Origin of the sequence: Streptomyces sp. WMMC500 (assembly GCF_027497195.1) — a bacterium.
In the GTDB taxonomy this organism is placed as follows: Bacteria; Actinomycetota; Actinomycetes; order Streptomycetales; family Streptomycetaceae; genus Streptomyces.
In genome coordinates this window covers 574,051-599,737 of record NZ_CP114905.1, presented here as the reverse complement: position 1 = coordinate 599,737, position 25,687 = coordinate 574,051, and the positions used below count along the sequence as shown (strand labels likewise).

Below are 25,687 nucleotides of genomic sequence, written 5' to 3'. Positions count from 1 at the left end.
GCTCGCCTACTGTCCAGCCCTACATCGACTTTCGGTGATCTGGACGAAATTTTCGAGAGGCATACGTATGAAGACTCGAAGGCGGATGCCCCGCATACTCGCCGGCGGCTGTGCGCTGGGGCTCGCGCTGACCCTGGCGGCGTGCGGCGACGACGGCGGGTCGGGCTCCGGCGAGAACGAGTTCACCGTCCTCGTCTACGGCGACGCCACCAACAAGGTGGAGGAGAAGCTCGTCGCCGAGTTCAACAAGACGTCCAAGGTCAAGGCCCGTCTGGACACCATCCCGGGCGCCGAGTACCAGCAGAAACTGCAGACGATCATCAGCACCCCGCAGGCCCCCGATGTCTTCTTCCACTGGGGCGGCGGCAGCATCAAGCCGTTCGTCGACGCGGACCTGCTGCTCCCGCTGGACGACTTCATCAAGAAGGACCCCGGCCTGAAGGACAACTTCCTCCCCTCGGTCTTCGACGCCTCGGTCGTGGACGGCAAGGCGTACGGCATCCCTATGCGCGGCACCCAGCCCGTGATGCTCTTCCACAACAAGAAGGTGCTCGACGAGGCAGGGGTGCAGCCGCCCGAGACCTGGGACGACCTGCTCGACGCGGTGGAGAAGCTCAAGGACTCCGGCGTCACCCCGATCGCGCTCGGCGGCGGCGACCAGTGGCCCACGCAGATGTGGTTCCAGTACCTCTACGACCGCATCGCCGGCCCCGAGCTGTTCCAGAAGGCGCTGGACGGCGACAATGAGGCCTGGGAGAGCGAGGACAGCCGGAAGGCGCTCGGCATGATCCGCGAACTCGTCGAGACCGGCGCCTTCGGCGAGACGTACGACTCGGTGAAGTTCACCAACAACGGCTCTCCGCAGCTCGTCGCGTCCGGCAAGGCGGGCTTCGAGCTCATGGGCTCCTGGTACTACTCCACCCAGCAGAGCCTGGATGAGAAGTTCGCCGCCGAGGACCTCGGCTACAGCGCCTTCCCGACGGTCGACGGCGGCAAGGGCGACCCGGAGAACCTCGCGGGCAACACCAACAACTACTACTCGGTGATGAAGAAGGCCGAGCACCCCGAGGCCATCGCGGAGTTCCTGGGGCTCATGTACTCCGACACGTTCGTGAAGGACCAGTTGTCCATCGGCAACCTGCCCACCACGACCAACACGCCCGACTTCCTCGACCAGGCGGCCAGCCCCGAGTACTCGACGTTCCAGTACGACCTGGTCGAGAAGGCGCCGCACTTCCAGCTCTCCTGGGACCAGGCGTACCCGCAGTCCGCCGCCACCGACATGCACAAGGCCGTTCAGCAGTTCTTCAACGGACAGCTCGACGAGGACGGCTTCATCTCGGCCATGCAGGCCCTGCCGACCTCCTGACGACTCCATGACCATACAGAAAACGCGCGTCCGCCCCGCCGCTCCGCCCGTGAAGCGGCGGCGGACGCCGACCACGAACGTGGCCGACGTGGGTCGCCCGGGATTCCTCTGGGCGGCCCCCGCCACGCTGTTCTTCGCCGCCTTCGCCGTCGTGCCGCTGCTCATGGTCGCGGTGCTGTCCTTCATGTCCTGGGACGGCATCGGCGACCCGGAGTTCACCGGGTTCGACAACTGGCGGCGGGTCTTCGACGACCCCGTGATGATCAAGAGCATCTGGCTGAGCCTGCTGCTCACCGCGCTCGGCGTGGTGCTCCAGACGCCGCTGAGCATCATGCTCGGCGTCTGGGCTGCGGGCACCCAGAAGAACCGCGCGGTGCTCTCGGCCGTCTACTTCGTCCCGCTGCTGCTGTCCGCCACCGCCGTGTCCGTCGTCTGGCGCGCCCTGCTCGACCCGAACTTCGGCGTGCCCGCCGAGGCCACCTGGCTCTTCGGGGACGGCAACCTCTTCGGCGAGCAGGCATCCGCGATCGGCGTCCTGGCCTTCGTCAGCACCTGGCAGTTCACCCCGTTCCACACCCTGATCTACCAGGGTGCCGCGCGGGCCATCCCGCCGGTGCTCTACCAGGCGGCGGAGATCGACGGGGCCGGGCGCTACCGGCAGTTCTTCCACGTCACGCTCCCGCAGTTGCGCAACGCGATCATGACGTCGATGATCCTCATGGTCGTCGGCGGGCTCACCACCTTCGAGACCGTCCTGATCCTCACCCAGGGCGGCCCGGGCACCGACACCACCATCAGCGCTTACTACATGTACGAAGAGGCGTTCAAGAGCTTCGACTACGGCGCCGGCGCGACCGTCGCGCTCGTCCTGGTCCTGGCGGCGACGGCCATCTCCCTGATCATGGTGCGGCTGTCCGGCTACGACAAGATGCGCAGCACGACGGAGGGCCTGTGATGAGGCGACGTCCCCACTACCTCGCCGGCGCGGGCTCGCTGATCTGGCTCTTCCTCATCGGCCTGCCGCTGTACGTGATGGTCACGGCGACGCTGAAGACCCAGTCGGACTTCGTCCAGGGCGGTCCGCTCGGCCTGCCGACCGACGTCACCTTCGACAACTTCACCGGCGCCTTCGACACCGGCTTCGGCCGGTACTTCCTCAACACCCTGCTCGTCACCGTCTGCGTCGTCGGCATCGTGCTGCTGCTGGTGCCGCCGCTGTCGTACTCCATCGTGCGCAGCCGTGGCCGCGTCACCACCGGCGTCTTCCGGCTCTTCCTGCTCGGCCTCGCCATCCCGCTGCAGGCCGTGATCATCCCGATGTTCTACCTCATCAGCGAGGCGGGGCTCTACGACAACCTCATCGGCGTCATCCTGCCCACGGCCGCCTTCGCCCTTCCCGTCTCCACGCTCATCCTGAGCGGGACCATGCGGGACATCTCCCGGGAGCTGTTCGAAGCCATGGCCATGGACGGCGCCACCCCCCGGCGGATGTTCTTCCAACTGGTGCTCCCGCTCTCCCGCGGCGGGCTCGCCACCATCGTGGTCTTCTCCGCCCTCCAGGCGTGGAACGGCTTCCTGTTCCCGCTCGTCCTGACCCAGTCCGAAGAATCCAAGGTGATCACGCTCGGCCTCTTCAACTTCCAGACCGAGCGCGGGATCGACGCGCCCGGGCTGCTGGCCGCCGTGCTCCTGTCGATGATCCCCGTCCTGCTCGTCTACCTGTTCGCCCGGCGTGCCCTGGTCCAGGGCCTCATGGGCGTCGGAGGAAAGTGACCGCGAACGTGGCAGTTGAGACGCCCCGGGCAGATTCCCCGGACACGGCCACCCCCGTGTGGAACGACCCCGCACACGACATCGGCACCCGCGTCACGGCGCTGATCGCCGCCATGACCGTCGAGGAGAAAGTCGCCCAGCTCTTCGGGGTCTGGGTCGGCGCCTCCGCGGAGGGCGGCGAAGTGGCCCCGTACCAGCACGAGATGGAGGAACCCCCCGACCTCGGCGCCCTGCTCCCGGCCGGCCTCGGGCAGTTGACCCGGCCCTTCGGCACCGCGCCCGTCGACCCAGCGGTCGGCGCGCTGTCCCTGATGCGCACCCAGGCCCGGGTCGTGTCCGCCGGCCGCTTCGGCATCCCGGCCCTGGCCCACGAGGAGTGCCTGGCCGGCTTCGCGACCTGGGGCGCGACCGCGTACCCCGTGCCGCTGTCCTGGGGCGCGACGTTCGACCCGGCGCTGGTGCGGCGGATGGCCGCGGCCATCGGACGGGACATGCGCGCCGTGGGCGTGCACCAGGGGCTCGCGCCGGTGCTGGACGTCGTACGCGACCTGCGCTGGGGCCGGGTGGAGGAGACCATCGGCGAGGATCCCTACCTCGTCGGCACCGTCGCCACCGCGTACATCCAGGGCCTGCAGTCCGCCGGCGTCATCGCCACGCTCAAGCACTTCGTCGGCTACTCCGCCTCGCGCGGCGGGCGCAACCTCGCGCCGGTCGCCGCGGGCGAGCGCGAGCGCGCGGACGTGCTGCTCCCGCCGTTCGAGATGGCACTGCGGGAGAGCGGCGCGGGGTCGGTGATGAGCTCGTACACCGACACCGACGGCGTGCCCGCGGCGGCCGACGCACACCTGCTGACCGGGCTGCTGCGGGACACCTGGGGCTTCGACGGCACCGTCGTGGCCGACTACTTCGGCATCTCCTTCCTGCGCACGCTGCACGGCGTGGCCGGCGACTGGGCCGGCGCCGCCGGCGCCGCGCTGGCCGCCGGGGTGGACGTGGAGCTGCCGACCGTCAAGACCTTCGGGCCGCCGCTGCTCGCGGCGATCGACGACGGGCGGGTCGACGAGAGCCTGGTCGACCGCGCGCTCGCCCGGGTGCTGACGCAGAAGGTGCGGCTCGGGCTGCTGGATGCCGGCTGGTCACCGGTGCCGGAGTCGCTGGCCTCCGCCGGCGGGGCCGCGGCGGACCCGGACGCGGTGCGCGGCACCGTCGACCTGGACTCCGCCGCCAACCGGGAGCTGGCCCGCGAGGTCGCCGAGCAGGCCGTGGTGCTGCTCGCCAACGACGGCACGCTGCCGCTGCACCGGCCGCGCCGGATCGCCCTCGTCGGCCCCAACGCCGAGGATCCGCACGCCGTGCTCGGCTGCTACTCGTTCCCCGTCCACGTCGGCGTCAAGCACGCCGGGACCCCGGTGGGGATCGGGCTGCCCACGCTCCACGAGGCGCTGCGGCGGGAGTTCCCCGGCGCCACCGTCACCGTCGCCGCCGGCTGCACCGTCGAAGGACCGGAGACGGACGGCATCGCCGAGGCCGTACGGACCGCGCGCGAGGCCGACGTCGTGATCGCGGCGCTCGGCGACCGGGCCGGGCTCTTCGGCCGCGGCACCAGCGGCGAGGGCTGCGACGCGGAGTCCGTGGCGCTGCCGGGCGTGCAGCAGGAACTGCTCGACGCCCTGCTGGACAGCGGGACGCCGGTGGTGCCCGTGCTGCTGGCCGGACGGCCGTACGCGCTGGGGCGGGCGGTGGCCGAAGCGGCGGCGATCGTGCAGTCGTTCTTCCCGGGCGAGGAGGGCACGACGGCGGTGGCCGGCGTGCTCGCCGGGCGCACGAACCCGTCGGGCCGGCTGCCCGTCAGCGTGCCGCGAGGCCCGGGGGCGCAGCCGAGCACGTACCTCGCGCCCCGGCTGGGCCAGGCCACCGAGGTGTCCAACGTCGACCCGACCGCGGCGTTCGCGTTCGGCCACGGGCTGGCGTACACGACGTTCGCGTGGTCCGCCCTCGCCGTGGAGACGGGGGAGTGTGCCACGGACGGCGAGTTCAGGATGTCGTTCACGGTGCGCAACACCGGCGAGCGGGACGGCACCGAGATCGTGCAGCTCTATCTGCACGACCCCGTGGCCTCCGTCGTGCAGCCGGTGCAGCGCCTCGTCGGCTACACCCGGGTGGCGCTGCGCGCGGGGGAGGAGCGCCGGGTGCGGGCGGTCGTGCCGGCCGACGTGGCCTCGTTCACCGGCCGTGACGGGCGCCGGGTGGTGGAGCCGGGCGCGCTGGAGCTGCGGCTGTCGGCGTCGAGCGCGGAGCCGCGGCTCACCGCGGCGGTGACGCTGACCGGCCCGCCGCGGTACGTCGACCACACCCGCCGGCTGCACGCGGAGTTCGACCCGCACCGGGACCCGGGCGCGGGGACCGCCGCGCCGGACGGGGCACACGGCGGGTGAGAGCCCTCTGACGGCCCGGCCGCAGGCCGGGCAAGGCGCGCCGCACCGGACTCCTCCCGGTCCGGTGCGGCGCGCCGACCTCCTCCCGGTCCCGGTGCGGCGCGCCGACCTCCCGGCCCGCTACGCGAGCCCGCCGAGCGTCTCCGGCAGCGCGCCGGCGTACACCACGCCGAGGCGCTGGGTGGCCCGGGTCAGCGCCACGTACAGGTCGCTGCCCCCGAAGAGCGCCGGCTCCGCCACGATCACGGTGTCGAACTCCAGCCCCTTCGCCTGCCGCGGCCCGAGCAGCACGACCGGCCGCGTGAGATCCGGCGCCGCGCCCGCCGCCGCGTCCGGCAACGCCGCGGCCAGCGCCGGCAGCAGCGGTCCCGGCGCGATCACCGCCAGCCGCCCCGCGCCGCCCGACTCCCGGGCCACGGCCGCCGCGACCGCCGCCGGCACGGCGCCGGCCGACTCCCCGGCGCGCTCCGCCCAGGGGCGTACCCCGGTGGCGCGCACCGAGCGCGGCGGCGCGTACCCGGGGTGCTCCGCCCGCGCCACCCCGGCCGCGACGTCCATGATCTCCGCCGGGGTGCGGTAGTTGACGCCCAGCGTGATCTGCTCGAAGCGCTTGTCCACGTACGGGCCGAGGATCGCCTCCCACGTGCCGCACGCCCCTGGCTCCGCGGTCTGCGCCGGGTCGCCGACCAGCGTCATCGACCGGGTCGGGCAGCGCCGCATCAGCAGCCGCCACGCCATCGGCGACAACTCCTGCGCCTCGTCGACGATGATGTGGCCGAAGGCCCAGGTGCGGTCCGCCGCCGCCCGCTCCGCCGCCGTGCGGTGGTCGGCCTCCTCGTGGCGCTCCGCCAGCCGCTCGGCGTCGATGAGGTCGTGCGCGGCCAGCACCTCCGCCTCGTCGTCGTCGCGGTCCTCGAACTCCTGGGTCCGCGAGCCGTACGACATCTCCAGCACGCCCTGCGCGTAGGCGATCCGCTCCTGCCTCTCCGCCTCCGCGCGCGCCCGCGCCGCCGCCTGCGCCGGGCCGTCGTCCCCGAGCAGCTCCGCCGCCTCGTCGAGCAGCGGCACGTCGGCCGGCGTCCAGGGTCCGCCGGCGCGGCGGATCAACCCGGCGTCCGGCTCCGGCAGATGCACCGGCCCGGCGAGGAAGTCCGCGACGAGTTCCTGGGGAGTCAGCAGCGGCCACAGCTCCGCGATGGCCGCGTGCACGTCCTCGTTGGCGGCGACCGCCTTGCCGAGCTGGGCGATGTCGTCGGGGCCGAGCAGGTTCTCCTCGCCGAACGGGTCCTCGCCGAGGCGGTCGGCGAGCTGCCGGGTCAGGCCGTCGATGACGTTGAAGGCGAAGTGCGGCTGGGCGGCGTTGTGCGGCAGCTCGGTGTCGCGGGCGCGCCGGCGGGCGGCGTTGGCCAGCCAGTGGTCGAGGTGCAGCTCGCCGTCCTCGTGCGCGATGACGACGGTCTCCTCCGGCAGCCGCTGACGGTCCTTCAGGTACGCGGCGAGCGCGTCCGCCATCGCCGTGCCGCCCTTGACCGCCGCGGCGGCGGGGGTGTCGGTGCCGCTGGCGTCGACGCCGGGGAACAGCTCGCCGGGGGTGGCCAGCAGCACGCCGGTCTCGCCGAGCGCCGGCAGCACCTCGGAGATGTACCCGAGGAAGGCCGGGTTCGGGCCGACGATGAGCACGGCGCGGCGGGCGAGCTGCTCGCGGTGGGCGTAGAGCAGGAAGGCGGCGCGGTGCAGGGCCACGGCGGTTTTGCCGGTGCCGGGCCCGCCCTCGACGACGAGGACGCCGCGGTGCGGGGCGCGGATGATGCGGTCCTGGTCGGCCTGGATGGTCTGCACGATGTCGTGCATCCGGCCGGTGCGGGCGGCGTCCAGCGCGGCGAGCAGCACCGCGTCGGCGTCGGCGCCCTCCAGGCCCGTGCGTTCGGTGTCGGTGAGGTCGAGGATCTCGTCGTGCAGGCCGGTGACCCGCTGGCCGCCGGCGCCGCCCTCGGTGGAGATGTGCCGCCGCCGGCGCAGGCCCATGGGCGTGTGGCCGGTGGCGAGGTAGAAGGGGCGGGCCACGTCCGCCCGCCAGTCCACGACGAGCGGCGTGCGCTCCTCGTCGTCCGCGCGGATGCCGATGCGGCCGATGTGGTGGTCGCGGCCGTCGCGGAAGCTCAGCCGGCCGAAGCACAGGCCGTGCTCGCCGGCGTTGAACGCGGCCAGCAGCCCGGACTGTTCGGCCACGAGCACGTCGCGCTCCACTCTGGCCTGCAGGGTGTTTCCCCCGTCCCGGGCCAGCGCCGCCCGCACGCCCGCCGCCGCGGCTTCGCGCAGCTCGGCGAGGCGCTGCTGGAGCAGGTCAAGGAATTCCTGCTCCCGCCGCATTTCCTCGTTCTGCACCTCGTTTGACAATTCAGCTCCCCCACGGATAGAATGCCCGCATCGCACTTTCCTCCAGCGCTAGTTCATAAGTAACGAATGGGCGCAGAGAATTCCCCAGCATAGCATTCCAAGGCCCCGACCGAATTCCGGCGGGGTCTTTCCCGTGGGCCCCCGCGGGTTACGCTCGGGGCATGAGCACTGCAGACACCCCCGAAGACGTGGCGCACCTGCTGGTGCGCTGCCTGGAGGCGGAGGGCGTGACCCACGTCTTCGGCGTGCCGGGCGAGGAGAACATCCGCTTCGTCGACGCCGTCAACGCCTCACCGTCCATCGACTACGTCCTGGTGCGCCACGAGCAGGGCGCGTCGTTCATGGCGGAGATGTACGGCCGGATCACCGGCCGCGCGGGGGTGTGCTCCGCGACCCTCGGCCCCGGGGCCATCAACCTGCTGCTCGGCGTCGCCGACGCGCACACCAACAGCACCCCGGTGGTCGCGCTCGCCGCGCAGGGCGGTCTCGACCGGGTGCACAAGGAGTCGCACCAGGTCATCGACCTGCCCGCGATGTTCGCCCCGGTCACCGACTGGTCCCAGCAGGTACGTGCCCCCGGCGCGGTGCCGGAGATGGTGCGCCAGGCGTTCAAGACCGCGCAGAGCGAGCGGCCCGGCGCGGTGTTCCTCGCGGTGCCCGAGGACATAGAGGGCGCCGTGCCCGACCCGCCGCTGAGCCCGCTGCCCATCAACCGCCCGCGCCCGGAGGCCCCGGCCCCCGCGCAACTGGAGCGGGCCGCCGAGGTGCTGGCGGGCGCCGCGCGCCCCATCCTGCTGGCCGGCCACGGCGCCACCCGGTCCGGTGCCACGGACGCCCTGATCCGCTTCTCCGAGCGGCTCGACATCCCGGTGGCGACCACCTTCAACGGCAAGGGCGTCTTCCCCGACGACCACCCCAACGCCCTCGGCGCCGTCGGCTTCATGCGCCACGACTACACCAACTTCGGGTTCGCCAACGCCGACGTGCTCATCTGCGTCGGGTACGAGCTGCAGGAGTTCGACCCGGTAAAGATCAATCCGCAGGGCGACAAGCAGATCCTGCACCTGCACCACTTCCCGGCCGAGGTCGACGCCCACTACCCGGTCGCGGTCGGCGTGCTCGGCGACCCCTCCGCCGCGCTCGACGGCCTCGCGGACGCCGTCGACCGCACGTTCCGCGGCGACGGCCGGCTCATCCGCGGCCTGCTCGCCGAGGAGCTGGCGCACGGCCGCCGCAACTCCGCCTTCCCGCTCGCCCCGCAGCGCGTCGTCGCCGACGTCCGCGAGGCGCTGGGCCGCGAGGACGTGGTGCTGGTCGACACCGGCGCCGGCAAGATGTGGATGGCGCGGCTCTTCCCCACGTACGAGCCCAACACCTGCCTGATCTCCAACGGCCTGTCCACGATGGGCTTCGCGGTGCCCGGCGCCATCGGCGCCAAGCTCGCCCGGCCCGACGCGCAGGTGCTGGCGATGACGGGCGACGGCGCGTTCCTGATGAACTCCCAGGAGCTGGAGACCGCCGTCCGCGAGAACATCCCGATGACCGTGCTCGTCCTCGTCGACGACGAGTACGGGCTGATCACCTGGAAGATGGAACTGGAGATGGGGCGCCACTCCCACACCCGCTTCGGCAACCCGGACCTGGTGACCTACGCGGAGAGCTTCGGCGCCCGCGGGCACGCCGTGAAGTCGGCCGACGAGCTGCTGCCCGTCCTGCGCGACGCCCTCGCCCACGACGGTGTGGACGTCATCTCCTGCCCCGTGGACTACAGCGAGAACCTGCGGCTGACCGACCGGCTCGGCGCCCTCCAGGGCCCGTTCTGACCCCTCCCGTTCCGCACCCGCCGCCGTGATCCTCAGCCCGCCGGGCTGAGGATCACCGAGCGGGTCAGGTGGCGCGGCTCGTCCGGGTCCAGGCCGCGGGCGTCGGCCAGCGCCACCGCCAGGCGCTGCGCCCGGACCAGCTCGGCCAGCGGGTCCAGCCCGCCGGTGACCCACAGGGCGCCGGTGGCGTGCACCTCGTCCTCCAGCCCGGCGGGCGCGTCGCCGATCATCCAGGTGGCGGTGCCCGTGGTGGTGATGCTGATCGGCCCGTGCCGGTACTCCATCGCCGGGTACGACTCCGTCCACGCCAGCGCCGCCTCGCGCATCTTCAGCGCCGCCTCGTTCGCCAGGCCGACGGTCCAGCCGGCGCCGAGGAAGGTGAACTGCCGGGCGGCGAGCAGGGCTTGCGGCAGCGGCTCGACGAGCGCCAGCTCCGCGTCCTCCACCGCGGTCGCCGGCTGCACCCCGAGGTGGGCGCGGAGCAGGGTCAGCGCGGTGGTCGCGAAGCGCGTCTGCACCACGGAGCGCTCGTCGGCGAAGTCCAGCGCCACGGTGTCGTCCGCCGCCTCGCCCGCCGGCGTGGCGGCGTCGGCGACGACCGCCGTGGTACGCACCGAGCCGCCCAGCTCGGACAGCAGCCGCAGCACCTCGGTGGTGGTGCCGGAGCGGGTCAGCACCAGCACCCGGTCGTAGCGCCGGCCCGCCGGGAAGCCGGAGGCGGGAAAGGCGTCCGTCTCGCCGTGCCCCGCCTCCTCGCGCAGCGCGGCGTATGCCTGCGCCATGAAGAAGGAGGTGCCGCAGCCGACGGCGGCCACCCGTTCACCGGGCTGCGGCAGCCGCGCCCCGTGCACCCCCGCCAGCTCGGTCGCCCGGCGCCAGCACGCGGGCTGATCGGCCAGCTCAGCGGCTACGTAGGTCATCGTCATCGCCCCGCCCTGTGTGAGAAGCATTGTTCAATCGTGCATGCTAGGGCAGAATTCCGAGCATCTTCAAGCATCGCTGGTGGGAGGATTGGGGTTGAACCAGCACGAACGGCACGGGACGCTGCTGCGGATGCTGGCCGAGCGCGGCCGGCTCGACGTGGAGGCCGTGGCCGCCGAGGTGGCCGTCTCCGCGGCGACCATCAGGCGCGATCTGGACCAGTTGGCCGAGCAGCAGTTGCTGGTCCGCACCCGCGGCGGCGCCGTGCCGAACGACGTGGCGTACGACCTGCCGCTGCGCCACCGCGCCGGGCGGGACGCCGCCGAGAAGGAACGCATCGGCCGGGCCGCGGCGGCGATGGTCGAGCGCGGCATGGTCGTCGGCCTCAACGGCGGCACCACCACCGCCGCGGTGGCCCGCGCACTGGCCGCCCGCGCCGACTGGGGCGATGTCCCCGCGGGCGCCGCCGAGCGCGGCGACGGCCAGCCCGTGGTCACCGTCGTCACCAACGCGCTCAACATCGCCGCGGAGCTGGCCGTGCGGCGCAGCGTGAAGGTCGTCGTCTCCGGCGGCGTCGCCATGCCGTCCTCGTACGAGCTGGTCGGCCCGCTCGCGGGCCACATCCTGCGCGAGATCCGGCTCGACATCGCCTTCGTCGGCGCCGACGCCGTCGACGCCGAGCACGGCGCGAGCGCCCGCGACGAGCACGAGGCGAGCATCAACGCGCTGCTCGCCGCGCAGGCCGCCCGGCTCGTCGTGGTCGCCGACTCCACCAAGCTCGGGGTGCGCACCTTCGCCCGGATCTGCCCGCCGGCGGACATCGACGTGCTCGTCACGGACGACCGGGCGGGGGACCGGGCCCGGGAGTTCGAGGAGCAGGGGATGTCCGTGGTGCGGGCATGAGCGGGCGCGGCAGCATCGTGACCGACCTGCGTCTCGGGGTCGTCGGCCTCGGGCTGCGCGGCGACCTCGCGGACGCCGCGCACCGGCCCGGCGTGGGCTCCGTCGTGGCCGCGGTCGCCGACACCGACCCGGCCGTGCGGGCGGGCGTCGCCGGGCGCTTCCCCGGCGCCGTCGCGTACGCCGACCACCGCCGGCTGCTCGACGCCGCGGACGCCGGAGGCGTGGACGCGATCGTCGTCGCCACTCCCGACGACACCCACGAGGCCGTCGCCCGCGCCGCGCTCGAAGCCGGCAAGCCGGTCTTCGTGGAGAAGCCGCTCGGCATCACCGTCGAGCAGTGCGACGCCATCCTGCGCACCGCGTACGAGACGGGCACGCCGCTGTACGTCGGGGACAACATGCGGCACACGGGCGTCGTCCGGCTGATGCGCGACATCGTCGCGCGCGGCGACATCGGCGCGCCGCTCACCGTGTGGGTCCGGCACTTCGTCGGGTACGGAGGGGACTACTACTTCAAGGACTGGCACGCCGAACGGCGCCGCACCACCGGCCTGCTGGTCCAGAAGGCCGCCCACGACATCGACGTCGTGCACTGGCTCGCCGGCGGCTACACCAGCCGCGTGCACGCCCTCGGCGCCCTCATGCTCTACGGCGACCTGCCCCGCCGGCCGCCCGGCACCCCGCGCCCCGCCGTCCGGCCCGAGGCCGACGCCTGGCCGCCCGCCGCGCGCCGCGACCTCAACCCCGTCGTGGACGTCGAGGACGTCTCCGTGATGAACATGCGCCTCGACAACGGCGTCATCGCCGCCTACCAGCAGTGCCACTTCAGCCCCGACCACTGGCGCAGCAACACCGTCATCGGCACCGCGGGCCGGCTGGAGAACTTCGGCGACCGCCCCGGCGACGAGGTCCGCGTCTGGCACACCGGCCCCTCCGGCTACCGTCCCGGCGCCGACGCCATCCACCGCGTGCCCGCCGCCGAGGGCGCGGACGGCGGCGCGGACGACCGCACCATCGCCGAGTTCTGCCGCTTCGTCCGCCTCGGCGACGCCACCGAGACCTCGCCGCTGGCCGCCCGGATGAGCGTCGCCGCGGGCGTGCTCGCGACCCGTTCGCTGCGCTCCGGCGGCATGGCGTACGACGTGCCGCCGCCCGACCCCGCGGTCGCGGCGTACTTCGCGGCCGGCCAGCCCCGGCCCGCACACCAGCACTGAGGCCCGCTCACCGATTCCCCCGGAGGAGACCGATGACCGTGAACCGCAGGCACTTCCTGGCAGGGACGTCGATCGCCGGCGGCGCCGCGCTGCTGCCGGCCCTCGGCCTCGCGGCGCCGGCGGCGGCGCACGGCGGCGGAGGCGGCGCCCACGGGCCCGGGGGCGGCGGCGGGGACGGCACCGCGGGCGCCCGCCGGGCGCTGGCCCGGCTGCTGCCCCGCCACCACCGGCAGTTCGAGCTGTCCCTCCTGGACGGCGCCGGCCCCGACCGCTACCGCGTCACCGGCTCCCCGGGCCGGGTCGCCGTCGCCGCCACCGGCACCGGCGCCCTGCTCACCGGCGTCGGCGCCTACCTCAAGCGCACCGCCCGGGCGCAGATCTCCTGGAACGGCGACCAACTCGACCTGCCCGCACGGCTGCCCGCACCGGCCCGCCCGCTCGCCGGCGAGGCGCACGTGCCGCACCGGTTCGCGTACAACGACACCAACGAGGGCTACACCGGCGCCTACCGCGACTTCGCCGCCTGGGAGCGCGCCCTCGACGTCCTCGCGCTGCACGGCGTCAACGAGGTGCTGGTCTGCATCGGCACCGACGCCGTCTACTACGAGACCTTCCGCGCCTTCGGCTACTCCGACGAAGAGCTGCGCGCGTGGATCCCCGCCCCCGCGCACCAGCCCTGGTGGCTGCTGCAGAACATGGCGTACTTCGGCGGCCCCGTCTCCGCCCGCCTGCTGCGCCTGCGCGCCGAACTCGGCGCCCGCATCACCGCGCGCGTCCGCGAACTGGGCATGACGCCCGTGCTCCCCGGCTACTTCGGCACCGTCCCCGACGGCTTCGCGGAGAAGAACCCCGGCGCCCACGTCGTCCCGCAGGGCGGCTGGGTCGGCTTCGAGCGCCCCGGCTGGCTCGACCCCCGCGACCCACGCTTCGCCGAGGTGGCCGCCGCCTTCTACGGCCACCAGCGCGACCTGCTCGGCCCCGCCGGCCTGTACAAGATGGACCTGCTGCACGAGGGCGGCGACCCCGGCGACGTACCGGTGGGCGCCGCCGCCCGCGCCGTGGAGGCCGCGCTCAGGCGCGCCCACCCCGACGCCCTCTGGGCGATACTCGGCTGGCAGCACAACCCGCGCCCGGAGATCCTCGAGGCCGTCGACCGCGACCGCATGCTCATCGTCGACGGCCTCTCCGACCGCTTCCCCACCGTCACCGACCGCGAGGCCGACTGGCTCGGCACCCCCTACGCCTTCGGCGCGATCTGGAACTTCGGCGGCCACACCGCCCTCGGCGCCAACACCCCCGACTGGGCCGAGCTGTACCCCGCCTGGCGGGACAAGCCGGACAGCGCGCTCGCCGGCGTCGCCATGATGCCCGAGGGCGCCGACAACAACGCCGCCGCGATGTCGCTGCTCACCGAACTCGCCTGGACCCCGGGCCGGATCGACCTCGACGCCTGGTTCCGCGACCACGCCACCGCACGCTACGGCGCCGAGGACCCGCACGCGGCCGCCGCCTGGCAGGTGCTGCGCGAGACCGCGTACGGGACCACCCGCGCCGACTCCTGGAGCGAGGGCGCCGACAGCCTCTTCTGCGCCCGCCCCGGGCTCGACGTGCGCAGCGCCGCCGCCTGGAGCCCGCAGCAGGACCGCTACGACATCGCCGCCTTCGACCGCGCGCTCACCGAACTCCTGGCCGTCGCCCCCGGGCTGCGCGGCTCCGCCGCGTACCGCTACGACCTGATGGACGTCACCAGACAGGCCATCGCCAACCGCAGCCGCCCGCTGCTGGCGCGCATCAAGGAGGCGTACGCGGCCCGCGACCGCGGCGGCCTGCGCGCGCTGGCCTCCTCCTGGCTGGAGCTGATCCGGCTGCTGGACCGGGTGGTCGGCACCGACCCGCAGCACCTGCTCGGCCGCCACCTCGCCGACGCCCGCGCCTGGGGCGGCGACCGCGCCGAGAGCGACCGGCTGGAGTACGACGCGCGCTCGCTGATCACCACCTGGGGTCCGCGCGCCGGCAGCGAGGCCGGGCTGCACGACTACGCGAACCGCGAATGGCAGGGCCTGCTGGGCGACTTCTACCACGGCCGCTGGCAGACCTTCTTCGCCACGCTCGACACGGCGCTGGCGACCGGCGCGGAGCCGGCCCCCGTCGACTGGTTCGCCCACGAGGACGCCTGGGCGCGCCGCCGCGACCGCTACCCCGTAAGGCCCCGCGGCGACATCCGCGGGCTGGCCCAGGAGACCGTGCGCGTCCTGGCCCGCGACCCGCTCGCCGCGCTGGTGCGCTGAGCGAACGGACGTCGCGGGCGCCGGAGCGGGCCCCACAGCCGCGGTACGGGTACGGGTGCCACCCCCGTACCCGTACCGCCCTCACACCCGCCGCTGGACGTGCAGCAGGTACTCCTTGCGGTCCAGCGGGTTGTGGTCGGTCCGCGGCCGGGCCGGGGCCGGGCCGCGCACCGCCCGGTAGCGGCCGAAGGCGGTCTCCAGCACGCCCTCGCCCCGGGTCAGCCCCGGCAGCCGCCGCTCCAGCGCGTGCACCCGCGCCGCCGGCACCTCGCCCTCAAGCACCGCGGTGCCGCCGCGCACCTCCTGCCCGTCGACCACCGCGTCCAGCGCCGCGAACACCGGCCACAGCGCCGGCACCGCGTCCCCGGGCGCCTCCAGCCGGAACCGCTGCACCGGCTCGTGCACCCGCGTGCCCGCCCGCTTCAGCGCGTCCGCCACCACCAGCGGCGTGATGCCCCGGAAGTCGGCGCCGGTGCTCGACATGGCCTTGCTGAAGCCCTGGTGGGCGTGGCTCTGGCGGGGCCAGTAACCGGAGTGCGTCATCGTCACCCGCACGTCGGGGATCTCCCAGCCGGCGAGCCCCTGGCGCAGGGTCGCGCGGACGGTGTCCTCGACGGCCTTGAAGAACGCGTACGGCATCGAGCCCAGCTCCACGGCCAGTGCGAAGACCACGCCCGTGCCGGGCGGCGCCGGCTCGACCCGCAGCCCGACGGTGGCCAGGAACGGGTTGGTGTCCGTGTCGCCCTTCTCGTACGCCGAGCCGCCCCCCGCCAGCCGCTCGACGTGGATGACCGACGACTCGCGGAAGGAGACCGGCAGCCCGTACTCCTCCGCGAGCGTGGCCCCGATGACCTCCTTCTGCACCTCGCCGTAGAGCGAGACGTACAGCTCCCGGCGGATGTCGTCCTGGCGCAGCGCGATCAGCGGGTCCTGCTCGGCCAACTGGAAGAGCGCCGCGTGCAGTGCGCCCCGGTCGGCGGCCCGGTCCGGCACCACCACCGTCTCCAGCGTCGGCGGCGCGAAGTGGTGCCGCCGCGCGTCGGCCGCCCGGCCCACCGCTGCGCCGACCGCGTCGCCGATGCGCACCCCGGCCAGGCCCCGCACCAGGCCGATGCGGCCGGCGCCGACCCCGGCCGCGGGCACGGCCTCGCCCTGCTCGAAGACCTCGACGCCGGTGACCTTCTCCGTCACGGGGGCGCGGTCGCCGTCGCCGTACGCCAGCTCCTGGCGCGTGCGCAGTGTGCCGGCGAGCATCCGCACGTACGCGACCTTCTCGCCGCCCGGCCCGCGCTCGACCTTGAAGACCGTGCCGGCGGGCGGTCCTTCCGCGTCCCCGGCGGGCGCCGGCAGCAGCTCCTTGATGCCGGCGGTCAGCTCCGCGACGCCCGCGCCGGTGGCGGCCGAGCCGAAGTACACCGGGTGCACGAGCGCGCCGGCGGTCTGCTCGGCGAGGCTCTTGCGCAGCCTGCGGTACGTCACCGCCGCCTCGTCGGCGACGTAGTCCGCGAGCAGCGCGTCGTCGTGGCCGGTGAGCACGTCGGCGAGCCGGGCGGTGAAGGCCGCGTGGTCCGGGTGGCCCGGGCCGTACGGGGTGAACGCGGCGTCGCGGGTGCCGAGTTCGCGGACGGCGCCCATGGCGACGGCGCCGGGCGTGAGCTTCGCGGCGATGTCGCGTACGAGCGCGTCGTCGCGCGCGCCGCGCCGGTCGGTCTTGTTGACGAAGACCAGGGTAGGGAGCGCCAGGCGCCGCAGCGTGCGCATGAGCACGCGCGTCTGCGCCTGCACGCCCTCCACGGCGGACACGACGAGCACCGCCCCGTCGAGCACGTGCAGCACCCGTTCCACCTCGGCGATGAAGTCCGGGTGGCCGGGCGTGTCGATGAGGTTGACGGTGATGCCGTCGAGCGCGAAGGAGACGACGGCGGACTTGATGGTGATGCCGCGCCGGCGCTCCAGCGCGAGCGAGTCGGTGCGGGTGCTGCCGTCGTCGACGCTCCCGACCTCCTCGACGACCCCGGCGGCGTGCAGCAGCCGCTCGGTCAGGCTGGTCTTACCGGCGTCGACATGGGCCAGGATTCCCAGGTTCAGCGTGTGCACGGAGCGACATGTCCCTTGCGTAGGTGGCGATGGCCTGCTGGGTGGACATGAACGCTGCGCGCATGCGGGTTTCCTCTCCGTTTCGGGGACGTGTGGCTGCCGTGCCCGGCCAGTGGAGCAGCGGCCGACCGGGCGCGGCAACCGAATTAACGGCTCAGCGGGCCTGCAGCCGCTCGATCAGCTCGGACTGGTACGCCGTGGTGCCCTCGATCCGCTCGTAGCTGCCCACGGCCCACGGCCCGCCGCGCCGGCCGCCCGGCGCCAGGCCGTTGACCTCGTACGACTGCGTCTCGCCTGCCGTGACCGTGGCCCCCTCGTGGCGGGTCCAGCGACGGCCGTCGTAGTGCCACAGGACGGGCGGGCCCTCCCAGCCGTGCGGGTCGCCGGACAGCCAGATGCCGCCGCGGCCGTCGCCGGTGACGGCGTCGGCGAAGATCCCCGCCACCGGGCCGGTGACGTCGCGCCACCGGTGGCCGTCGTAGTGGTAGACCCGGGGCTCGGCGAGGCCCTCGCCGTCGGCGGCGGGGACCCGGCCGGTGGCCCACACGCTGCGGGCGGAGTCGACGTGGACGTCGGTCAGCCGCAGGCCCGGCGCGTCGGGGGCCTCTGTCTCCCGCCAGCCGCCGTTCTTCCAGCGCATCACCACGGGGCGGCTCTCCCGGCCGGCGTACGCGAAGCCGCCGACCGCCCAGGCGGTGCGGGAGGAGCGGGCGTCGGCGTCAAGGATGTTGACGCCGCTCGGCAGATCCTGCGTGGTCCAGTCGCCCTGCGCGTACGTGCTCAGATACCGGTCGCCCACCAGCCACACCCGCCCGTCCTCGGCGGCGATCCGGGCCGACCCGTGGGAGACGCCCCCGGGCAGCTCCGGCAGCGGCACCTGCTCCCACTCGTAGCCGTCGTAGTGGACGGCGAACTCGGCGTCGTAGTTCCAGCCGTAGGCCCACACGTCCTGCGGCGAGGAGGCGTCCACGCTGTTCCAGTAGTAGACCGGCGGCAGGGCGGGGTCGCGCACCTCCTGCCATTCCCCGCCGTCCCAGTGCAGCACGACGCCGTCCGGCATGCCCTCGTAGTGGCTGTCGGAGCCGACGGCCCAGGCGTCCCGGCCCGCGGACGTCACCGAGTTCAGATGTGCCCCGTCCGGCAGGCTGCCGGCGAGCGATATCTCCCAGCGGGGTTCGTGCGCGCCCTTCGCCGGCGCGGCCGCGGCCGCCGGGGCGGCGAGCGCGGCGCCGGCGACGAGCGCCACGGCCACGGCGAGGGCGGTGCGTACCCGAGTCCTCATCCCTGAGTTCCTTCCTGCGGTGCGGTCTGACACGGGGTCAGACCGCCCGCGGGGGGTGAGGGTTGTCCAGGTATTTCAGTTATGTCGGTACGTCACGCGAGGGATGCCGCGATGCCACCGGGTGTTCATTTCCGCGTTACTCCCGGGGCTCACCGGGCGCGTATCGCGTCCAGTTCGGCCACCGAGGCGAACGAGCCGGACGCGCCGTGCTCACTCAGCACCTTGAGCGCGATGTGCCTTGCCTTCACCTCGGGGAAAGGCACGGTGAACTCCGTGCGGTCCTGCGGGAAGCTGCCGGCGGCCACCTTCCGCCACTGCTCGCCGTCGGCGGAGACCAGCACCTCGTACCCCTTCACCCGGCCGTTGAGGCCGCCGTCCTGCCGCGGCATGTAGCGCACCCCGGCCAGGCGCCGCTCGGCGCCCGTGTCGACGGACAACTGCTGCGGCAGAGCGGCGCCGTAGGCGCTGTGCCAGTGGGTGTACGGGTCGTTGTCGACGGCGCGGGCCGCCTGCCCCGGCTCGCCGGTGCCCTCCTCGCTGGTGGCCGTCGCCGTCCAGCCGTCCTGCCCGTACAGGCCGGAGTTGGCGCCGATCTGCGACTCGGGGTCGGCGGGGTCGGGGACCGTGAGCGGCAGTGCGTCGCCGACGCGGTCGTAGGCGTCGAGGAACGGCTGCACGGGGGAGCCCGCCGGCTTCGCCCAGGTGCGGTCGCCGACGACGGCGAGGGGACGGCGGGCGAAGTAGTCGACCCAGCCCGTCGAGTAGTCGTACGTGCGGTCGGACCAGCGGGCCATCCGGTAGCCGAGGATGCCGGGCGCGGCCTCGAACGGGTAGTCGCGGTAGACGTCGCGCACGTCGAAGAAGGCGTAGTCACCCGGCGTGGCGCCGAATCCGGCGCTCATGTACAGCTTGCTCTCCTCCATGCCGACGGTCGGGTAGCCCTGGGCGGCCCGGCCTCCCGGCGGCGAGAGCCATTCGGTCACCCCGGTGCGCTTGTCCGGGTCGATGCTCGTGGGCTGCTGGAAGTCCCACCACTGCCAGACCTGCGCGGTCTTGCCCTCGGCGCGTACGGCGGCGGCCAGGTCGTCGATGAACTCCACCAGCACGTCGCCGGGGTAGGGGTAGCCCTGCTTCTTCTGGTACGCGACGAGTTCGGGGCACGCCTCCTGCGCCGGGCGCAGCGGGACCTCGTCGGTGCCGATGTGGAGGTAGGGGCTGTCGAAGATGTCCGCGACCTCGGCGACCAGGTCGCGGGCGAACCGCCGCGTCTCCGGCTTGGTGTAGTCCAGCGTCCAGTGGCCGCGGTCGGAGCCCTCCCAACTGTTGTCCGGCCGGGACATCGACTCGCAGGCGAACGCCAGCTCGGGGCGGGCGTCGCCGATGGTCACGGCGTGTCCCGGCAGGTCGATCTCCGGTACGAGCGTCACCCCGTAGCGCGCCGCGTAGTCCTCCAGGTCGCGCAACTGGCGCTTGGTGTAGTGCTGTGCGGCGACGATCTCGGGGTACCGGTCGCTCTCGATGCGGTAGCCGTTCCAGTCCGTCAGGTGCAGGTGGAAGGTGTTGAGCTTGTACCAGGCGAGCTGGCGGATCTGCTGCCTGAGGTAGTCCAGGGAGTAGTACCTGCGGCCCGCGTCGAGCATCACGCCGCGCTCGCCGTGGGTGGGGTGGTCGCGCGCGGTGCCGCGGACGACGGTGTGCCGCTCGTCGCCGGTGCGCAGGGCCTGCAGCAGGGTGCGGGTGCCGTAGAGCACGCCGCGGCGGTCGGGGGCGGTGATCCGGGCGGAGTCGGCGAGCTCCAGCTCGTAGCCCTCGGGGGAGGGGGCGCCGCCGCCGAGGGACAGGCCGATGTCCCCGCGGCCGGGACGGCCGGTGGTGATCTTCGGGCGCAGCCCCTCCTGCAGGTCCAGCTCGCGGGCGAGCAGCGCCGCGGTGGGCGCCAGCTTCCGGGCGTCGCCGCGGTCCAGCACGATCCGGCTGTGCCGGGTCAGCTCCCACGTGCCCTCGCCGCCCTCCCAGGAGCGAACCGAAGGGATCGTGACGGGCGCGGGGTTGGGCTCTGCGGCCTGGCTCGCGGGCACGCCGGGGGCGAGGGAGAGCAGCATCCCGGCCGCCGCGGCGAGCCACAGGGCGCGGGTGCGGGGGCGGCGGGCCCGGCCGCGGGCGTGAGGGCCGGGGGGCGGCGGGGTACTTTCGGACGCGCTGTGCGGTGCTGGCGCTGGGGTCTCCTGCGGCATGGCGGCTCCCTCGGACGACGGCAACTGACCAGGGGTATCAGCCCGTCGGCGGCCGGGGCCATGGACGGAAGCGCGGCGCGGCGTGGACTTACGCACCGGCGCCCATGCGGTGACAGCCCATTGCCATATCGTGTGAGAATCGGTCAAGCTGTTCGTGGCTTAATCGCTCGGTCGAGGGAAATTCGACCGGCTCGTTTGCGCCAACCTTGCCCCTTTCCCGACATGCCGCACTACGGTTGGCGGTCCACCCAGGACCCCGGTGACTATGACCTCGGCTGCCTGCCCCCGGCTGGGCAGAACGGGCCCCGTGGGGGGAGCACGTGGTGTACACAGACGACGTGACCGGAGCTTCGTGGCGTACCGGCGGCGACGACCACGCCGACCGGGTGGAGTCGCGCTTCGCGCGGAGCTACCGGCTGCACGGATTCACGGTGCTGGAGCTGCACGGCGAGATCGACCTCGCCGCGCAGCTCGATGTCGAGCCGTACCTCGATGTGATCACCGGCGCGGCCGCGCCGCGCGTGGTCATCGACCTGTGCGGTACGGAGTTCCTGGACTGCTCGGGACTGCGGTTACTGGTACGCGCCCGCAGGCGCACCGGCGAGCGCGGCGGCGAGCTGCGGCTGGTCTGCCCCGAGGGGGTGACCGCGCACCGGGTCATGCGGTACTGCGGCCTGCTCGACGCGCTCGGGCCGGTGGCGACGATGGCCGACGCCCTGCCCGAAGAAAATCCGGGAGTGATCGCTAGTCAAATTTGATTAGGATGTCGCTCATGTGTTCAGCGCAAGCAGCAGAGAGCGACCGCCCGGGCCCCGGACCCGCCGCAGGCGCGGCGAAGCCCGCCGACGCCCACGACGTGATCAAGGTGCGCGGCGCCCGGGCGAACAACCTGGCCGGCGTCTCGCTCGACATCCCCAAGCGGCGGCTCACGGTCTTCACCGGCGTCTCCGGCTCCGGCAAGTCCTCGCTCGTCTTCGGCACCATCGCGGCCGAGTCGCAGCGCCTGATCAACGAGACCTACAGCGCCTTTCTCCAGTCCTTCATGCCGAACCTGCCCCGGCCCGACGCCGACGGGCTGCACAACCTCTCCGCCGCCATCGTCATCGACCAGGAGCGGATGGGCGCCAACTCCCGCTCCACGGTGGGCACGGCCACCGACGCGTACGCGATGCTGCGCATCCTCTTCAGCCGGCTCGGCGAGCCGCACGTGGGCACCTCCGGCGCGTTCAGCTTCAACCTCCCCGAGGGCATGTGCCTGCGCTGCGAGGGTCTGGGCGAGGTCTCGCAGATCGACGTCGACCAGCTCGTCGACCGCCGGCTCTCGCTCAACGAGGGGGCGGTCACCGTCCCGAACTTCGCCGTCGGCAACTGGTACTGGGAGGTCCTGGCCGCCTCGGGCTTCTACGACCCGGACAAGAAGCTCGCGGACTTCACCGACCAGGAGTGGCAGGACCTCCTGCACAAGGAGACCGTGAAGGTCAAGGCCGGCAACCACAACATCACCTACGAGGGGCTCATCCCCAAGATCACGCGGATGTGGCTGGTCAAGGACCGCGACTCCCTGCAGGGCGCCATCCGCACCTTCGTGGACCGGGCCGTCGTCTTCGCCGAGTGCCCCGACTGCGGCGGCACCCGGCTCTCCGCCGCCGCGCTCTCCTCGAAGATCCAGGGCCGCAACATCGCCGAGTGCGCCGCGCTGCAGATCACCGACCTGGCCAAGTTCGTCCGCGCGATCGAGGACGAGTCGGTGGGGCCACTGCTGGACAGCCTGCGCGGGCTGCTGGACTCGCTGGTCGAGATCGGCCTCGGCTACCTCAGCCTCGACCGCCCCTCCGCCAGCCTCTCCGGCGGCGAGGCGCAGCGCGTGAAGATGGTCCGCCACCTCGGCTCCAGCCTCACCGACGTCACGTACGTCTTCGACGAACCCACCGTCGGGCTGCACCCGCACGACATCCGGCGGATGAACGACCTGCTGCTGCGGCTGCGCGACAAGGGCAACACCGTGCTCGTCGTCGAGCACAAGCCGGAGGTCGTCGCCATCGCCGACCACGTGGTGGACCTCGGCCCCGGCGCCGGCAGCGACGGCGGGCACGTCACCTTCAGCGGCGACGTCCCGGGGCTGCGCGCCTCCGGCACGCTGACCGGCCGGTACCTGGAGCACCGGGTACGGCTGCGCGAGCGGCCCAGGCAGCCGCGCGGCCATCTGGCCGTCGAGGGCGCCGACCTGCACAACCTCCGCGACGTCAGCGTCGACATACCGCTCGGGGTGCTCACCGTGGTCACCGGCGTCGCCGGCTCCGGCAAGTCCTCGCTCGTGCACGGCTACCTCGCCGGCCGGGACGGCGTCGTGGTCGCCGACCAGTCGCCGATCCGCGGCTCGCGGCGCTCCAACCCCGCGACGTACACCGGGCTGCTCGGCCCGATGCGCACCGCCTTCGCCAAGGCCAACGGCGTCAGGGCCGCGCTGTTCTCGGCCAACTCCGCGGGTGCGTGCCCCCACTGCAAGGGCATCGGGCTGATCTACACCGACCTGGCGATGATGGCCGGCGTCGCGTCCGTGTGCGAGGAGTGCGAGGGCAAGCGCTACACGCCCGAGGTGCTCACGTACACGCTGCGCGGCAAGAACATCAGCGAGGTGCTGGGGATGTCGGTCGCCGAGGCGCACGGCTTCTTCCCCTCCGGCCAGGCGCACGCCATCCTCGGCCGGCTCGCCGACGTGGGCCTGGGCTACCTGCGCCTCGGCCAGCCGCTCAACACCCTCTCCGGCGGCGAGCGGCAGCGGCTGAAGCTGGCCATCCACATGGCCGAGAAGGCGGCCACCTACGTCCTCGACGAGCCGACCACCGGACTGCACATGGCCGACGTCGACAAGCTGCTCGCGCTGCTGGACCGGCTGGTCGACGACGGCAACTCGGTGGTGGTCATCGAGCACCACCAGGCGGTCATGGCGCACGCCGACTGGATCGTCGACCTCGGTCCCGGTGGCGGCCACGACGGCGGCCGGGTGGTCTTCACCGGCACCCCGGCCGCCCTGGTCGCGGAGGCGGACACGCTCACCGCACAGCACCTGCGCGAGTACGTCGACCGGGACTGACCCCGCGCCGGGGAGCGTCCGGGCCGGCTAGGCCGCCGCCACCCGCGGCATCCACATCGGCTCCTTGCCCAGCTCGGCCCAGATGTACCGGAGCAGCAGCTCGGACCTGAGCCCGGCGCTCCCCGGGTCGTCCCACAGGTTGCGCGTCTCGCCCGGATCGGCGCGCAGGTCGAACAGCTCGCCGTACGTCCGTCCCTGATAGACCGTCAGCTTGTAGCGGTCGTCGACGTACGTGCGCAGGCTGACCGCCGTCGGCTCGTGCCGGAACTCGCAGATGACGTGGTCCCGCGCGCGCTGCGCGCCGCCGGTGAAGACCTCCGCCTGGCTGACCCCGGTCATCTCCCGCGGCACCGGCAGCCCGGCCAGCTCCAGGAACGTCGGCGCCAGGTCGACGGTCGAGACCAGCGCGGAGGAGGCGCGCCCCGCGGGCACCCGGCCGGGCAGACGGACGAGGAACGGCACCCGCAGCAGGTCCTCGTAGTGGAACGCGCCCTTGGCCTGCAGTCCGTGCTGGCCGAAGAAGTGCCCGTGGTCGGTGGTGAACACCACGATCGTGTCCCCGGCCAGTCCCAGCGCGTCGAGCCGGTCCAGTATCCGGCCCACGTACGCGTCGAGCATGCTGACCATCCCGTAGTACGTCGCCACCAGCCGCCGCCGCTCGGCGGCCGGCAGCCGGTGGGAGTGGAAGCCGTGGACGTACTGCCCCGACTCCCGCCACGGCGAGAAGTCCGGCCGGTCCTGCTGGGTGAGGGCGAAGTGCGGCGGGTTGCCGTCGTGTTCGCCGGCGACGGCCTCGGGCACCGTCAGGGCCTCCGGGTCGTACATCCGGTCCCAGGGCTCGGGCACGAGGTAGGGCGGGTGCGGGTCGAAGAAGCTCGCCCAGCAGAAAAACGGTTCGCCGCGCTCCGCGTACCCCTCAAGCAGCGCGCCGGTGCGCTCGGCGATCCAGGCGTTGTAGTGCAGTTCCTCGGGGATCGGCCAGGTGTGCTGCACGCCGGGGTCCAGGGTGCCGGTCGGCGGCCGGAACCAGCGCCGCCAGTCGGGCCGCCCCCGCTGCTCCAGCCAGAGCGCGTAGTGCTGGCCCGCGTGCGCCTCCGCGGTGTGGTTGCGGGCCAGCTCCACGTGGTCGAAGCCGTAGTACGGGCCGTGGAAGTCCCGCCAGAAGTCCAGGTCCTGCAGCAGCGGGTACGCCTCGATCGACGGGTGCTCCGCCGTGCTCGCGAGCGGCTGGAAGTGCGCCTTGCCGACCAGCGAGGTGGCATAGCCCGCGGCGCCCAGGTGGCCGCCGAGCGTGGGCTGGTCCTCGGGCAGCTTGGTGCCGAGCGTCCACGCGCCGTGCTGGCTGGGGTACTTGCCGGTGATCATCGAGGCGCGGGTCGGCGTGCACGTCGGGTTGGGGCAGTAGGCGCGCTCGAAGGCGGTGCCCTCGGCGGCGAGCCGGTCGAGGTGCGGGGTGCGGATCTCGGGGTTCCCGCGGCCGAGGGTGTTCCAGTGCTGCTGGTCGCTGGTGATGAGCAGGATGTTGGGCGGCGCCGGTTCGTCAGCGGTCATGGCACCTTTCTACCCGCGCCGCCTGCGGCTGCCGAGCGGTTCCCGGGTACGGCCCGCGGACCGCGTCCGGCGCCGGGCGCCCGCGCGTGACGATGCGGCCGCCGCCCGCGTCGACCGTCCGCATCTGCAGGGAGCCGCACTGGCACCGGGTCCAGATCGTCATTCCGTCGCCCGTACGGTGACGTGAGACCGTGTGGAACGGCGTGCTGTCCGCCCAGCCGCAGTGGGGGCAGTGACCCTCGAACAACTCGGATGTCCTCTCCCCGCCGTATCCTCCGGCGGTTCTCGTCCGGCCGCGGCCCCTCT

General features: G+C 73.3%; 16 protein-coding genes. 10 read left to right on the top strand and 6 right to left on the bottom strand.

Annotated elements, in window-relative coordinates; all coding sequences use genetic code 11:
• Positions 1-67 precede the first annotated feature (67 nt).
• From O7599_RS02435 to O7599_RS02420, 4 genes are read left to right on the top strand one after another with little or no spacing between them, the layout of a single operon-like run.
• The gene (locus tag O7599_RS02435) at positions 68-1,369 is read left to right on the top strand and encodes an extracellular solute-binding protein (RefSeq protein WP_281620393.1); all 1,302 of its coding nucleotides are present in this window, start codon (positions 68-70) and stop codon (positions 1,367-1,369) included.
• A gap of 7 nt (positions 1,370-1,376) precedes the next feature.
• On the top strand, positions 1,377-2,324 hold the full coding sequence (locus O7599_RS02430) for a sugar ABC transporter permease (RefSeq protein ID WP_281620392.1): 948 nt from the start codon (positions 1,377-1,379) through the stop codon (positions 2,322-2,324).
• Positions 2,324-3,142 (top strand): carbohydrate ABC transporter permease, encoded by an 819-nt coding sequence (locus O7599_RS02425; protein WP_281620391.1) that lies wholly within the window; start codon positions 2,324-2,326, stop codon positions 3,140-3,142. The genes O7599_RS02430 and O7599_RS02425 overlap by 1 nt, the downstream gene beginning before the upstream one ends.
• The gene (locus O7599_RS02420) at positions 3,139-5,577 is read left to right on the top strand and encodes a glycoside hydrolase family 3 N-terminal domain-containing protein (protein WP_281620390.1); all 2,439 of its coding nucleotides are present in this window, start codon (positions 3,139-3,141) and stop codon (positions 5,575-5,577) included. Before O7599_RS02425 ends, O7599_RS02420 begins: the two co-directional genes overlap by 4 nt.
• Positions 5,578-5,697: 120 nt before the next feature.
• Here the strand turns inward: O7599_RS02420 and O7599_RS02415 are convergent, their stop codons facing one another.
• Entirely contained in the window at positions 5,698-7,947 is a 2,250-nt protein-coding gene (locus tag O7599_RS02415) for an ATP-binding domain-containing protein (RefSeq protein ID WP_281623256.1), read from the bottom strand.
• 188 nt (positions 7,948-8,135) lie between these two features.
• Between O7599_RS02415 and O7599_RS02410 the strand changes: the two genes are divergently transcribed.
• Entirely contained in the window at positions 8,136-9,797 is a 1,662-nt protein-coding gene (locus tag O7599_RS02410; protein WP_281620389.1) for an acetolactate synthase large subunit, read from the top strand.
• 32 nt (positions 9,798-9,829) lie between these two features.
• Here the strand turns inward: O7599_RS02410 and O7599_RS02405 are convergent, their stop codons facing one another.
• Positions 9,830-10,717 carry a sugar isomerase gene (locus O7599_RS02405; RefSeq protein WP_281623255.1) on the bottom strand — a complete coding sequence of 296 codons (888 nt, stop codon included), beginning with the start codon at positions 10,715-10,717 and terminating at the stop codon, positions 9,830-9,832.
• 97 nt (positions 10,718-10,814) lie between these two features.
• Here O7599_RS02405 and O7599_RS02400 point away from each other — a divergent pair, with 97 nt between their 5' ends.
• Genes O7599_RS02400 through O7599_RS02390 form a run of 3 tightly spaced genes read left to right on the top strand, consistent with a single transcriptional unit; the run spans position 10,815 to position 15,123 of the window.
• Positions 10,815-11,621, top strand: a complete 807-nt coding sequence (locus O7599_RS02400; protein WP_281620388.1) for a DeoR/GlpR family DNA-binding transcription regulator — start codon at positions 10,815-10,817, stop codon at positions 11,619-11,621.
• Positions 11,618-12,835 (top strand): Gfo/Idh/MocA family oxidoreductase, encoded by a 1,218-nt coding sequence (locus O7599_RS02395; RefSeq protein WP_281620387.1) that lies wholly within the window; start codon positions 11,618-11,620, stop codon positions 12,833-12,835. The genes O7599_RS02400 and O7599_RS02395 overlap by 4 nt, the downstream gene beginning before the upstream one ends.
• A gap of 32 nt (positions 12,836-12,867) precedes the next feature.
• Positions 12,868-15,123 carry an alpha-N-acetylglucosaminidase gene (locus tag O7599_RS02390; protein WP_281620386.1) on the top strand — a complete coding sequence of 752 codons (2,256 nt, stop codon included), beginning with the start codon at positions 12,868-12,870 and terminating at the stop codon, positions 15,121-15,123.
• An 81-nt stretch (positions 15,124-15,204) separates the two neighbouring features.
• Here the strand turns inward: O7599_RS02390 and O7599_RS02385 are convergent, their stop codons facing one another.
• The 3 genes from O7599_RS02385 to O7599_RS02375 form a co-directional block, all read right to left on the bottom strand.
• A complete protein-coding gene (locus tag O7599_RS02385; protein WP_281620385.1) occupies positions 15,205-17,220 on the bottom strand; it encodes a TetM/TetW/TetO/TetS family tetracycline resistance ribosomal protection protein in 2,016 nt (671 codons plus the stop codon).
• Positions 17,221-17,374: 154 nt separating this feature from the next.
• Complete coding sequence (locus O7599_RS02380) at positions 17,375-18,502, bottom strand: hypothetical protein (protein WP_281620384.1); 1,128 nt, start codon at positions 18,500-18,502, stop codon at positions 17,375-17,377.
• Between the two features lie 149 nt (positions 18,503-18,651).
• Positions 18,652-20,604, bottom strand: coding sequence for a family 20 glycosylhydrolase (locus O7599_RS02375; protein WP_281620383.1), 1,953 nt, complete (start codon positions 20,602-20,604; stop codon positions 18,652-18,654).
• 470 nt (positions 20,605-21,074) lie between these two features.
• On the opposite strand from O7599_RS02375, the gene O7599_RS02370 reads away from it, so the two are divergent.
• Together O7599_RS02370 and O7599_RS02365 are read left to right on the top strand one after the other, a co-directional pair.
• Entirely contained in the window at positions 21,075-21,494 is a 420-nt protein-coding gene (locus O7599_RS02370) for an anti-sigma factor antagonist (RefSeq protein ID WP_281620382.1), read from the top strand.
• A 98-nt stretch (positions 21,495-21,592) separates the two neighbouring features.
• A complete protein-coding gene (locus O7599_RS02365; protein ID WP_281623254.1) occupies positions 21,593-23,830 on the top strand; it encodes an excinuclease ABC subunit UvrA in 2,238 nt (745 codons plus the stop codon).
• Positions 23,831-23,857: 27 nt separating this feature from the next.
• Here the strand turns inward: O7599_RS02365 and O7599_RS02360 are convergent, their stop codons facing one another.
• Positions 23,858-25,381: a sulfatase-like hydrolase/transferase gene (locus O7599_RS02360; RefSeq protein ID WP_281620381.1), complete on the bottom strand. Its 1,524-nt coding sequence runs from the start codon at positions 25,379-25,381 to the stop codon at positions 23,858-23,860.
• Positions 25,382-25,687: the final 306 nt, after the last annotated feature.

Bases quoted from the DNA above. Each gene is read 5' to 3' on its own strand.
- O7599_RS02435 (WP_281620393.1), top strand. From the start codon at position 68: ATGAAGACTCGAAGGCGGATGCCCCGCATACTCGCCGGCGGCTGTGCG.
- O7599_RS02410 (WP_281620389.1), top strand. From the start codon at position 8,136: ATGAGCACTGCAGACACCCCCGAAGACGTGGCGCACCTGCTGGTGCGC.
- O7599_RS02425 (WP_281620391.1), top strand. From the start codon at position 2,324: ATGAGGCGACGTCCCCACTACCTCGCCGGCGCGGGCTCGCTGATCTGG.
- O7599_RS02390 (WP_281620386.1), top strand. From the start codon at position 12,868: ATGACCGTGAACCGCAGGCACTTCCTGGCAGGGACGTCGATCGCCGGC.
- O7599_RS02430 (WP_281620392.1), top strand. From the start codon at position 1,377: ATGACCATACAGAAAACGCGCGTCCGCCCCGCCGCTCCGCCCGTGAAG.
- O7599_RS02405 (WP_281623255.1), bottom strand. From the start codon at position 10,717: ATGACCTACGTAGCCGCTGAGCTGGCCGATCAGCCCGCGTGCTGGCGC.
- O7599_RS02395 (WP_281620387.1), top strand. From the start codon at position 11,618: ATGAGCGGGCGCGGCAGCATCGTGACCGACCTGCGTCTCGGGGTCGTC.
- O7599_RS02415 (WP_281623256.1), bottom strand. From the start codon at position 7,947: ATGCGGCGGGAGCAGGAATTCCTTGACCTGCTCCAGCAGCGCCTCGCC.
- O7599_RS02375 (WP_281620383.1), bottom strand. From the start codon at position 20,604: ATGCTGCTCTCCCTCGCCCCCGGCGTGCCCGCGAGCCAGGCCGCAGAG.
- O7599_RS02380 (WP_281620384.1), bottom strand. From the start codon at position 18,502: ATGAGGACTCGGGTACGCACCGCCCTCGCCGTGGCCGTGGCGCTCGTC.
- O7599_RS02360 (WP_281620381.1), bottom strand. From the start codon at position 25,381: ATGACCGCTGACGAACCGGCGCCGCCCAACATCCTGCTCATCACCAGC.